This is a genomic window from Brucella daejeonensis (assembly GCF_014199265.1).
GTDB classification, from domain to species: Bacteria; Pseudomonadota; Alphaproteobacteria; order Rhizobiales; family Rhizobiaceae; genus Brucella; species Brucella daejeonensis.
In genome coordinates this window covers 1-11823 of the sequence record NZ_JACIJG010000037.1, presented here as the reverse complement: position 1 = coordinate 11823, position 11823 = coordinate 1, and the positions used below count along the sequence as shown (strand labels likewise).

Sequence of the window (11823 nt, the reverse complement as noted above, 5' to 3'; positions counted from 1 at the left end):
CACGCGGGTCAGCGCCATCATCTGCCCAGATGATGGCTCAGAAGCCGATCATGCATTAAGATTGAAACCGGACCACATCATAGGGGCAGGCCAGTCCCGTGCAGACGACGCTCGGCTTTTTACCACAATCTCAAACAGCGCAGCGAGCAACGTCCGAGTAATCAAAGTTAGCACTTGACGCAAAGTTCAGGATTTCCGAGACAAGCGAGGCGCATACAGAACTTTGTCAGCGATCGTGCCTTTAAAAAAACCTCAACTGCATCGATCAAATATCTAATTTCGCGGCGAACGGAGCAGACAGAAATCTTCGCCCCGGAAGTGAAGCGCGACGTAGCTACATTGGTTCATGTGATCGATCAAACAGGCCTGCTCTGGTGCCGACATTTCTTCCATTGTGCAGCGTTCTTTCGCACATGTCTGACTGTAAATCTGACCGGTGGGGACATATGCGACGTAAAGTGAGGTGTTCGGTCCTTTCGGGTTGATCGCTTCATATGCCGCGGTCAACCGTTCGAAAGCCGTACGATCCTGCCCCACAGGGTTAAGGTCGATCCCCATCTCACCAACCTTGCCGACCATCTTCATGTAGCGCAGATGTTCTGACTCAGTACAAACCAATCGATCAGCCTTGCAAGGGATCGAAGTCGTGAAAATAATGGCACTGACGATAACCGTCTTCTTCCACATCATTTCTCTTTCCATCAGCGCTTGAGCGTAAGTTTTGGTTTTCCAGTCGACTTCCTGTCTCCCCCGTCGCATCAAATCCGGAGTCTGCGCCAACCTTTGCCATCTTAAGGACAACTCTAGGAAAAGTCATTCAGGACGATAAGCGGACGCCCCTGGGCAGCATCGCCAAATCCGATCAATCCAATTTACAGGTTGGGACAAACATCTGGTTATAATCTGCATTCATTTTACGGGCTTGTTCCGAATATTCGAGTGGCGTTTTGTTCGGCGGTGGTGGCCAGGTGAAAACTTCGTTGGCGCATTTGCGAGCAGCTGCCCAGCACGCGAGGCTCCGCGGATCCGATCCATAGGACGACACCCCATTGCTGATTTTCGCCATTTGCGTGGCCCGCTTTTCAGCCTCCGCTCGCTGAATTGCCGGATCGTAGATATTCTGGAACTGGAAATGTCCCTCCGGCGAAATGTGGCCTTCCTCAACACTGAATGACAGCGCTCCATCTGCCCGACAGATGATATGCAACTTTTCCACCACTTCGGGACCATAGGATGACGGCAGGTAAGGCCAGCGAATAATAACCTCGAGCGCGTCTCCTATTTGACGCATGGTACCAATGTCTACCATCGCATCGGTCGATGACTCGTCCCCGCTACTAGAAACCCATAGAGCCGAGCCAGCTGCGATCGACTTGTGGTCCAACTCTTCAGCAACGCTGATATTCACAACCAAGATGGCTGCCATGGCGACGAAAACACCGGATTTTGGCATGCATGCCCTCATTAACACGTTGTCCTGCAGGAAATCTGCTTGTCAGCATAATGTCGAATTTCGAACTCGACTATACTCCGTTTGTCGTGAGGTGCTTTCCATCCAGTCCGGATGTGCGCTTTGTCAGACTTTCCACGCAGCCGCGGACAGGTTAAATCCGACGATCAGATAGATTGGCATTTTAGATCATGAACATACTTGCAATTTCAGGCAGCGCACGCCGACTGTCCACCAACACGGCTTTATTGAGAGCTATGCACTCGATTGCTCCGAAGGATGTCGTAATCAACGTGTTTGGTGGCATCGGAGATTTGCCAGTCTTTCGCCCGACCTCGAGGGTTCCGACGAGCCGGATAATGTGCGGCTTTTCAAACGAGCTGTTTCAGAAAGTGACGGGCTGATCATATCAAGCCCCGAATATGTCCGCAGTATTCCAGGCGGCTTGAAAAATGCCATCGACTGGCTTGTTTCCGGAGAGCAGGTGATCGCGAAGCCTATTGCACTCGTCCATGCGTCACATCGTGGAGACGATATGCTGAAAACGCTCAGAACAGTGCTTTCGACTGTAAGCTCTGGTTTCAACGAGAGCCTTTTCTTCAGGCTTGCTGTCATGAACGAGGCGCCGGAACAGATCTTGAAAATACTCGAAATACCTTCTAACCGGCAGGTTGCCGAACGGTTTCTCTCTGACTTCGCCTCTTTCAGCCAAGAATGGCTCGCGGAAGGCGCAAACACCAAGACCTGATGTCAGCGATTGTCTGGGGACAAGTTGATGGCAGCACCCATAAGGCGCTGCCATCAAGCATCAAAATTAATTCAGCTCAGCGAGCATATCGTCATAGACCTTGCAGGCACCGTCGAGATCAGTCGCGGCTTGCGTTTGAGCAGCCGACATCTTTTGGGCGACAGTTGCAGCCTTTTGAGGGTCCTTTGCTGCAAGTTCCTGCATCTTCTGCGAGACCTCGGTGGCCTTTGCAGTCGCTTCTTCGGCCGTGCAGGCAAAAGAAGGAGTTGCTGCAACAACGAGTGCGGCGGCCAAAAAATAAGCTTTCATAACTGTCCTCATCAATTGTTTGATTCAACAATTCCTAAATACAGATCGATCTTCCTGTTGGCACCACTACTCTCCTCAATTTCCGTTTCCGGATGTCTTATTACTTCAAGACATCAATACACCGTGTCTTCGGTTTTGCAGCGAAACCGCCTAGGTCTCAACGCTGGCAGTTCACGATCAAAGCTGCGATTTCGTCGGGGTCATCACGGCTTAAAGCGGCTTGATGCTGAAGTTCAGGTGCCCATTTCCGAATAATTGATTGCCACAGGTGAGCAAGCTCCGGCCCCAAAAGCCTGTTCAGAAGCGCGCGCGAATAGAAATGGCCTACAGCCAGCACCAGAAGCAGCACTCCGCTTGCCGTGCCCACAATATAAACGAACCGCATGAAATCTGACATGAGCAATGCCGTCATTTCGTTTATCGGCCCGCCAAACGACGGCACTTTCGACAACAGAAAGACAGCCAACGCCGGAACAATGATAATCGACGCCGCTGCGACCGTGACCTTTCTGGTCAAAGAATATCGGTGATAACAGCGGCCGAACCTCCCCTCGCCCACAATCCTGTCGAGAGCGAGTGCCTGTCGATAAAAATCATCAGACTTCTCGACCGGAATGCGTTTCCGATCAATGAGCGTATGCAGGCCCTCCAGTTGACGGCTGGCAAACTGCGATAACAACATGGCGGAACCAAAGCTATGAAGGAAATTCATTGAATGGCTCCCCGTTTCAGCATCGATCGCGATTGAAGTCGTTGATCATATTGTTGAAGTCCTGATTGAACGCGCGGACATCCATGGCAACCGGATCGGAAAGGCTGCTAAACCCATGGTCCTTGTAATCGCCTCGCTCGGCACGCTGAATGGCATTACGTCCGCGTGCCAGGACGCTGTTGATCGAACGCATCATGCTCGTGCAACCATCCGGCCTGCTTTCGCGGATCTTTTTATCAAAGCCTTCCGCCATTTTATTGACCTGATTGAGACTGTCGCCAAAGGCCCGTGCAGTTTTTTCTTCACCCTTCGACTGGAAGAATTCATCGGCAAGTCGCGCGGTCTGCTTTGAATAAAGGATTATGCCTGCGCGAAAATATTCGACAGAGTCCTTCTGGGCCTGCTCGAACGCAGCACGGGTGTTCACCTCATCTCGCTTGCTGATACCGTTATAGAAATCTTTTTCTGCGGCTGCGACTTTCGCCATTGCGGCAACGTAATCGCCATCCTTTTCACGGGCCTTTTTCCCTTGTCTGCGAGATAGCCATTCGCCTGTGCGTAGCTGTCCAGTTCCGTATTCAACGGTTCAACTTCTTTCAACGCCGCAGTAAGGGCTTTTGCAGCCTCGTCGATCTCGGGTAGTTCCGCCGGCAACGCCAAAGCCTTGTCGAGCGTCTCACGCATACGTTTGATATTATACGGACTTTCGACGGAATAGTTTTTGAGCTCCCGGCCCTTTTCCAGCGTCTCCTGATAATATTTCAGATGGTCAGCGAGATTGGCTGCGAAAGACGCGCTGCCGTTTGCCGCGTCAATATAGGTATTGTATTTCGCAATCTCCTGCTGCTGGGCTGAAGACTGTTCAACCTCCGCCGTTGATTGCTCATCCTTTTGATCATTGCAGCCTGCAAGGCAAACTCCTGCAGAAAGGAATAACGCAGTTAGAAGCGATTTCATAATTGGTGTCATGCTACTTTAACGTCACACTAATGCGTGAACGAGCCTTTTTTTCGGAATTGGAATTGTTTCGACTGGGTCTGATAACTGGTTTGAATCCGTCTGGTTTGAATCCGTCATGCGGTATCTGCGTCGAAAACGCAGGCAACCAATCGCGTTTATGAGCCCAGACTAACGGGCGAAGAAAGCAGCTGCCGTAAACCAGGCTGCTATAACAATGAGCGGGACTGACCAGTACTCCATCTTTATGAGAACAGATCGTGCCCGACCGCGCTGTCGCCAGATGAGCGACTGGTGTTTCCGTTGGGCACAAACCGGGATTTGCTCGCTTTGTTGAGATATCGGCCAGCTATCCAGTTGACGACACCGGCCATGGTTAAGGAGAGCGCAAAATCAAGAGCTTTTGTCCAGTCCGGCAACTGTAAGGTTTCTGTCACCCAAAGTGTGCCGAGCAAAGTGGTAACCGTCACCGCTCCGATAATAAAGACGGAGAGAAAACCCCATCCACGCCAAACAATAATCATTATTCTTCCATCCATCTTCTAAAACAACACAGGCCCGTCCTCCCAGGGGCGCGTACGGTGTTTAGACGCAGGATTTGTTATTTGCAAATCGGTGGATAGGAATTGCGTATTCACGTTATTGCAGGAGCGCGCGGGAACACACATCGCAATCGCGGCGTTGTTGAGTGAACTTCATCCTATGGCAACTCCGGAGAGACGTCATAACTCGCACAGCCAACGGCCGTGGCATTAGGTTATAGGACGCATTGATTCCGACGCCTTTGGCGAAACGATCGTTCTTGACTATTCGTCTGCATTTAACTTTGTGACGTTTCGCTCCCAGATTAAACCAACCTCAGCATTTTTGTCTGCTGACAAAAGTTGGAAAATATTGCTTTAAATCAATATGATAATCTACAAGAGCAAGAGCTATAGACCCTGCGACGGTGTTAACTTACTATTAACTTTAAATTTGTTGCGCATCCCTAAGAATCGGACATAATAACGGTTAGTTTGGCCATTCTGGCTAAAAATCGTTTTTATGGAAATCAATGGGTAATGAACGAGATCTCGCTCAAAAAGCCGAAAGCCACGCTTAAATTCGAAAAACACATCCTCGATCAAGGGGATCAAATTTCGAAGAAGTTGCATTTGCTCAGCGTTCAGAACTTCCCTGATTCTGGAAAGAAGACGCTTCGTTCATTCTCTCTTGCAGAAGCATCACAATATATAGGGGTAAGTCAGAGCCATCTTAAGAAACTTCATTTGGAAGGCAAAGGCCCCGCTCCTGAAACTTCGCCGTCTGGTCGGCGTTCGTACACCGCAGAGCAGATGCACGACATTCGCCAGTATCTTGATCAAAACGGTCGGTCGGAAACACGTAAGTACGTCCCTCACAGAAAGCCAGGTGAACATCTTCAGGTCATAGCGGTCGTAAACTTCAAGGGCGGCTCTGGGAAAACTACAACTACCGCCCATCTGGCTCAACATCTGGCCCTTACTGGTCATCGCGTCTTGGCAATCGACCTCGACCCTCAAGCTTCACTTTCGTCACTGCACGGGTTTCAACCGGAGTTGGATCAGGTCCCTTCAATCTATGACGCGATCCGATATGATGAAGAGCAAAAGCCGCTCTCTGAAATTATTCAGAACACCAACTTTCCTGGACTGGACATCGTGCCTGCAAATTTGGAATTGCAGGAATTTGAATATGATACCCCGCTCGCAATGAGTGACCGCAATTCGAATGCTGGTAAATCATTCTTCACCCGCATCTCCAAAGCGCTCGAAGAAGTTGACGACCAATACGACATCGTCGTCATTGATTGCCCTCCACAGCTTGGCTATCTGACCATAACGGCGCTCACGTCAGCCACAGCAGTTCTCATCACGATACATCCCCAGATGCTGGATGTGATGTCGATGGGCCAGTTCCTCCTGATGCTTGGCAATATTCTCGAGCCTATCCGCGCTGCTGGCGCAGAGGTAAATCTGGAATGGTATCGCTACCTTGTAACAAGATACGAGCCAACAGATCAGCCACAGGCTCAGATGGTGGCTTTTTTGCAGACATTGTTTGGCGAGTTTATCCTCAAGAACCAGATGGTCAAATCAACCGCTGTCTCGGATGCTGGGATCACAAAGCAAACTCTCTATGAGGTCGAAAAAAGCGCGATGACGCGTTCGACCTATGAACGTGCAATTGAATCATTAGATGCCGTCAATGGCGAAATTGAAGGCCTTATCCACGAATCTTGGGGCAGATGAGTTTGTCTGCTGACAAATCCAGCATTTATGATTGCAAATTCAGTGAGATAAGCGATTACGGAGACTGAAATGGCTAGGAAAAATCTTCTCGCGGGACTTACGGAGTCAACCGAAGAGCCAGTGACGTCCAATTATCGGATCGGTGGTGCATCCAAATCCATGATCCGTTCTGTTAATGAGCTTGCACGTCAAGCTGACGCTTTCCTTGAAGGTGAGCAAGTAGTCGACCTCGATCCAAATGTTATAGACAGTTCTTTTGTATCTGATCGTCTTGGCACTGATGGTGAAGAATATCAGGAGCTTCTGCAAGCTATTCAGGAACGCGGACAGAACAGCCCTATACTCGTTCGTCCTCATCCAAGCGTAGATGGTCGCTTTATGATCGTCTTTGGTCATCGCCGTGTAAAGGTCGCCCGCGAGCTCGGACGCAATGTTCGAGCAGTTGTAAAGGCACTTGACGACAAAACACATATTATCGCGCAAGGGCAAGAAAATTCGGCTCGAGCAAATCTCAGCTTCATTGAGAAAGCTCTTTTCGCAAAAAATCTTGAGATTCTCGGATATGACCGTGAAACAATCTCCTCAGCACTTGCAGCTAATGCGGCTGCGGTTTCCAAGATGATTTCCGTAACGTCCCGTATTTCGCCGGAACTCATCAATGTTATAGGATCAGCCCCCGGGGTGGGGCGCGAACGCTGGCTTGAACTAAGCCTTCTGGTCGAACGTAAGGCCACTGCGATTTCCGAAATCGTAACTTCGGAAGATTTTGGTTCAATAGATAGCGACGAGCGTTTCAATCGGGTCTTCGCTGCGGCGAATGCCAAAGGCAAACCGGTCAAAAAGGAACGAACCACACCAACGGCAAAGTCGTGGGGATATAGCGAATTTGCAATTACGATGAGTCAAAAGCCGAAACGGGTCGATTTCTCTTTCAGAAGCGAGAAGGCTAGACCGTTCGGCGATTGGTTATCCGAGCGACTTGAAATCCTTTTTGAGGAGTTCAAGCAATCAGAAACCAAGAATGGAGATTAAGCCGCAAAAGAAAAAGGCCCCCAAACGTTGCCGTCGTGGAAGCCCTTCTCGATGTTTTAGCAGACTGAGAATCGCATTTCCATGAATCAGTGTCAAGAGTCGTAAGCGTCTTTTTGGCGGGTGGATTTCTTTTGCCTTTTGAAAGGTGAGAGGAAATGCAAGTTCTGAAGACTGACACGTCCGCATTGCGTGGGCGAATGAAGGTGTTTGCTCAAAATTCTGGCCGGCAAGAGAAGCCCAAGCAGGGGAGGGGCGTAAACAGATGGGCGCTCTACAAACAGCTTTGCGTCGCTAAGGCAGAATTCGGTCTGAACGATCGTTGTCTTGCCGTGCTGAGCTCACTTCTGTCATTTCTGCCTGATGATGAAATGCAAGAGAAAAGCGGCCTTGTCGTTTTCCCATCCAATCGACAGCTTTCGCTGCGTGCCCATGGCATGCCGGAGTCTACACTGCGCCGACATCTGGCCTCCCTGATTGAAGCCGGGATCATTGCGCGCAAAGATAGCCCGACCCGCAAGCGCTATGCTCATAAGGACAGGGAAGGCGGCGTCGAGCTTGCTTTCGGCTTTTCCTTTGCACCATTGCTCCAGCGCGCCTCTGAAATTGCTGCTATCGCGGATAAGATTCTCGCCGATCAGAAAGCACTGAAGCGTCTTCGCGACGAAGTGTCCGTCATACGCCGAGATATAGCGGCAGTTTTTGCGGATAAGGCTCACGAAGCAGGTGAACCTGGTGAACGAATCGAAGCATTGTTTGTTCGCTTCCGCGCCATTGTCGACGCTATTCCTCGCCGTGCATCTCTTGATGAACTGTCCGCAATCAGGGCCAGTTTTGAAGCCATTCGTGGTGAATTGGCTATCGCTCTGAAAACAATAGAGATTGTTCCGGAAATGAGCGGCAGCGTCGCTCAATATGAGCGGCAGCATAGTGAATCCCTGCCAGAATCCCTTTTTGAATCTCAAAATGGCAAAAAGATTGATTTGAATGCGCTTTCCGCGGAAACACCCGTTTCTGTGAAGCTGAAGGAAGGAACTTCAGGCCAGTTAACGCCATCCATTTCTCTCGACCAGGTGCTGCGATCATGTCCAGACATCCGCGAGTATTGTACGAATGGCATTGCGACATGGCGTGAGCTTCTCGATGCCTCGCGTATTGTCTCACGCTTTCTCGGTATCAGTCAGTCAGCCTATCAGGAAGCGATCCGTTTCATGGGGCCAGAAACCGCTTCGACGACTATTGCCTGGATCCTGCAGAAACTATCAACCATCAATTCGCCCGGCGGATATCTACGATCTCTGACACAGAAGGCGAGGGGAGGAACCTTCTCAATCCGTCAGCTCCTGTTTTCGGAAATGAAGGCAAGTGGGTGTCTCGTCTCGATATGAGACTGCTTGGGCCCGGTTCTGAGGGCACAGCCATGAATTGGAAACATCTATCGAGAATAAGCCAAATTCTGGGCTCGGGCCTTGTCGCGGGACTGCTTTCTTGGCTGGTCTGGGCTGGTGCACAGGGTCTCGTAGGCGTCATACAGAACGGGAGGATCGTCAACAGACGAGGGCCGGACGTTTACATGAGCGATAATCCGATCATATTTTGGGCGCTAAGTGGATTTTTTGCGCTCGGCGTCATTCTTATGGCCGGTCTGGCGTTGATTTGCTTATCGCACTGGTTGTCCTTTTTCCGACGTTCGAACCGTTAGGCGAGGGGCTTTAATAACGATAAGCGGTTTGGCGGATGATCGCCAAAAGAAGAGGGCGTCTCGGTTTCGTTGAATGCAATGCGCGTATGGAGTACCGCTGAACAGGGAGATCAGAAATATAAGCGTAGGCCGCCCGCCGCCAGAATGCAGCGGTGGACCTGGCTACAAGTCTGCGGGATGCCGATTCAGACCGGTCGAACAGGATCGCCAACGGTGTCGGGTAGAACGCCGAGCGGCTGCACAAGCAAATCGGCGATTGCCGTTGCTCTTCGAATATCCTTATCCGTGGCAATGACAGGGTTCGATCTGATTTGCGACTTTTCGTTCATGCTTCCTATTCCCCGCGCTCTGGTGGTTTGCTGTCCTATTGAGGGAATGTGAACAGAGTTTGACGTGCCGATATTGTTATCCGTGCAGCCAGCATAATTGTCGAAATCCAATATATGTCGCAGCCTGTCGCGTCCAATTCTGTAGGAATGATCAGCTTTCGCCAGTCATTAAAGTCATTTATCGCATTAAGCAGGTGTCGATGACACACATACCAGAACGACTTGCCAGTCAAAGAGCTTTGGTTAAAATAGCAATTGCTGCCAATCATGATGTTCTGTGTTGAATGATGAGGAACTGTGCCGTTCAGTGAGCAAACTGAAAATAGTGAAATTCGAAATTAAGAAGGGTTGGAATGTTTAATTTTCTTGGATTTGAATTTTCCAGTTCCATTATTACAACGCCTGTATCGGTTATTATTGCCATTGTGGCGATTTATCTGGGACTGCGTTGGCTTAAGAGCTTCTTTGTCATGACACCCCAGCAGCACGTGAGAATTCTTGAAACGTTCGGCCGTTACACTGGCTATCGTAAAGCGGGTTTGTCGATCAAATTTCCTTGGCCATTTCAGCGCGCTCGCTCGCCGTTTTCCTTGCAGACGAAACAAATATCTCTTCAGCTTGGTGTTAAATCCAAAGACAATGCCTTTGTCACCATGCCGATCAGCCTGCAATATCGGGTTATTCCTACCGCGGTAGAGGCGGCCTTTTACGAATTGCATAATCCCGAAGAGCAGATCGAATCCTACGTCGCTACAGACGCACGCGCGGTCGCTGCGGCGAGAACATTCGACCAACTCTATACTGATCGAGACGAATTCACGCGTACTGTCCGTGAATCTCTGGACGAAGCTATCAATGCATATGGTTATGAGATTCGTGCCGTGTTGATTGATGACCCGCGGCCAACGCCGGAGATGATTTCAGCCTTCAACGAAGTGCTGGCGTCTCAGCGCAGATTGGAAGCGGCGCACAACGATGGCGAGGCAGAAAAGATTAAACGCACCAAGAGCGCTGAAGCTTCTGCTGCTGCGATGTCAATAACGGCGCGGGGGATCGCAGCCAGTCGTAGCATTATCGCAGAAGGCAATGCGCGAGCCCTTGCCGCCTTTCGAGCGGATACAACACTTACCGACGCAGATGCTATGGCATTTATGATGGAAATCAATCGGCTTGAGGCGCTAAGGGATGCTGCGTCTCACGGAGGAAAAACAGTGTTGGTTACAGGAGATGCACATGGTGGAAATTATGAGACCAGAGCACTCTTAAGCGCGTTGGCAGACGACGACGGACCTAAATCGGAAAAAGATGTGGGGCGGGAAACTGGTTTGATCGGCACCGTGAAACAGCAGAACCCTCCGTTAAAAACAGATGGGGCTAACGACGAACGGATCAACAAGAAAAATGATTAGTGGTTCGGGTCAAAAGCTTCCTGAAGCGGAGGAAAACATCAGGATTTCTGCACGGAGAAGAAGGCCCCTATTCAGATCATTGGTGGCTGTGTTCCTTTGCGCCATCTCCGCGGGACAAGCAGCTTCCGGCGATGCCGTCGAAATTGATTTGCAGAACGGACTATCGGCCTGCGTCGATCTGAAGCCCGGGCAGGTGAAGAGGCAGGCGAACATTGTTTCCTTCGACGCGAGGTTTAATTTGCATCGGTCGATCGGAATGTGTGGATGCATGTCTGCATTGGTAAATTACACCGCCAGTGTGGAAGTCAACGGCATACGCCAGAAACTGCAGCAGGGCATCATTTCACTTGCACGAGAAGGCGATCGAACACTGATCCTCGCATCGGATCAGAATTTGATTGCAGGTAAAAATGTCCGCGTCGAACTGTCCTGCGCCGGGCCACTGTGACTGAATTGATTTTGCTGCACGAACGCTATCATGACGCAAGTTTTGACTATTTTCTCAAGCTCAGCGGTCCAGTATCAATCTGGTCGCGCTTAAGTTGATGTAATGGTGCCCTGTATGAAAAATAGAACTCTTATAGCGGTCGTCATCGCGATTGCACTTGCCGGAATTAATGTCCCCGTGCGGGCTGATGGTTTCAAAATCCACGAGCTCACACCCATCAAGCAAGAGTTCTGGTCAATTTTCGATGCCTCCGCGCATCATGCTGAAGAACCGACCAATTTTCGGATGTCCTGCTGTGGAACAGATGACGACCAGCATTTGATGATCGCTATCGATCGTCATATCAACGAGCAGGGACAGGAAAACTGAACCGCACCGAGTTTGCCGGAGACCCCAACTCGTGAGAAGTAGGGTCTATGACAAGCAAGACGACGAACAAGTTTTCTCCTGAAGTGCGCGC

General features: G+C 50.2%; 12 protein-coding genes and 2 pseudogenes. 7 read left to right on the top strand and 7 right to left on the bottom strand.

From position 1 onward, the window contains the following. Window positions 1–273 precede the first annotated feature (273 nt). The gene (locus FHS76_RS21995) at window positions 274–690 is read right to left on the bottom strand and encodes a hypothetical protein (protein WP_183658378.1); all 417 of its coding nucleotides are present in this window, start codon (window positions 688–690) and stop codon (window positions 274–276) included. Between the two features lie 172 nt (window positions 691–862). Further along, the gene (locus FHS76_RS21990) at window positions 863–1453 is read right to left on the bottom strand and encodes a hypothetical protein (RefSeq protein WP_183658376.1); all 591 of its coding nucleotides are present in this window, start codon (window positions 1451–1453) and stop codon (window positions 863–865) included. Window positions 1454–1641: 188 nt separating this feature from the next. On the opposite strand from FHS76_RS21990, the pseudogene FHS76_RS21985 reads away from it, so the two are divergent. Continuing rightward, window positions 1642–2198, top strand: a pseudogene (locus FHS76_RS21985) (NADPH-dependent FMN reductase). Window positions 2199–2264: 66 nt separating this feature from the next. Here the strand turns inward: FHS76_RS21985 and FHS76_RS21980 are convergent. From FHS76_RS21980 to FHS76_RS21960, 4 genes and pseudogenes are all read right to left on the bottom strand, one after another. After that, a complete protein-coding gene (locus FHS76_RS21980; RefSeq protein ID WP_021585844.1) occupies window positions 2265–2507 on the bottom strand; it encodes a hypothetical protein in 243 nt (80 codons plus the stop codon). 157 nt (window positions 2508–2664) lie between these two features. Then, window positions 2665–3219 (bottom strand): DUF6097 family protein, encoded by a 555-nt coding sequence (locus FHS76_RS21975; protein WP_021585845.1) that lies wholly within the window; start codon window positions 3217–3219, stop codon window positions 2665–2667. A gap of 16 nt (window positions 3220–3235) precedes the next feature. Next, window positions 3236–4176: pseudogene (locus tag FHS76_RS22680) on the bottom strand (DUF3829 domain-containing protein). A gap of 245 nt (window positions 4177–4421) precedes the next feature. Beyond that, window positions 4422–4700 (bottom strand): hypothetical protein, encoded by a 279-nt coding sequence (locus FHS76_RS21960; protein WP_183658370.1) that lies wholly within the window; start codon window positions 4698–4700, stop codon window positions 4422–4424. A gap of 537 nt (window positions 4701–5237) precedes the next feature. Here FHS76_RS21960 and repA point away from each other — a divergent pair. From repA to repC, 3 genes are all read left to right on the top strand, one after another. Beyond that, window positions 5238–6446, top strand: a complete 1209-nt coding sequence (gene repA, locus FHS76_RS21955) for a plasmid partitioning protein RepA (RefSeq protein WP_021585848.1) — start codon at window positions 5238–5240, stop codon at window positions 6444–6446. 69 nt (window positions 6447–6515) lie between these two features. Then, complete coding sequence (gene repB / locus FHS76_RS21950; RefSeq protein WP_031346297.1) at window positions 6516–7478, top strand: plasmid partitioning protein RepB; 963 nt, start codon at window positions 6516–6518, stop codon at window positions 7476–7478. A gap of 155 nt (window positions 7479–7633) precedes the next feature. After that, on the top strand, window positions 7634–8863 hold the full coding sequence (gene repC, locus FHS76_RS21945) for a plasmid replication protein RepC (RefSeq protein WP_112701442.1): 1230 nt from the start codon (window positions 7634–7636) through the stop codon (window positions 8861–8863). A 499-nt stretch (window positions 8864–9362) separates the two neighbouring features. Here repC and FHS76_RS21940 read toward each other — a convergent pair whose 3' ends face one another. Further along, complete coding sequence (locus FHS76_RS21940; protein WP_021587407.1) at window positions 9363–9506, bottom strand: hypothetical protein; 144 nt, start codon at window positions 9504–9506, stop codon at window positions 9363–9365. Window positions 9507–9859: 353 nt separating this feature from the next. Between FHS76_RS21940 and FHS76_RS21935 the strand changes: the two genes are divergently transcribed. The 3 genes from FHS76_RS21935 to FHS76_RS21925 all read left to right on the top strand — a co-directional run bounded on the left by FHS76_RS21935 (window position 9860) and on the right by FHS76_RS21925 (window position 11732). Further along, window positions 9860–10915 (top strand): SPFH domain-containing protein, encoded by a 1056-nt coding sequence (locus FHS76_RS21935; RefSeq protein ID WP_021587406.1) that lies wholly within the window; start codon window positions 9860–9862, stop codon window positions 10913–10915. Continuing rightward, window positions 10908–11363: a DUF2195 family protein gene (locus FHS76_RS21930; RefSeq protein WP_183658367.1), complete on the top strand. Its 456-nt coding sequence runs from the start codon at window positions 10908–10910 to the stop codon at window positions 11361–11363. Before FHS76_RS21935 ends, FHS76_RS21930 begins: the two co-directional genes overlap by 8 nt. A gap of 114 nt (window positions 11364–11477) precedes the next feature. After that, a complete protein-coding gene (locus FHS76_RS21925; protein WP_235992858.1) occupies window positions 11478–11732 on the top strand; it encodes a hypothetical protein in 255 nt (84 codons plus the stop codon). Window positions 11733–11823: the final 91 nt, after the last annotated feature.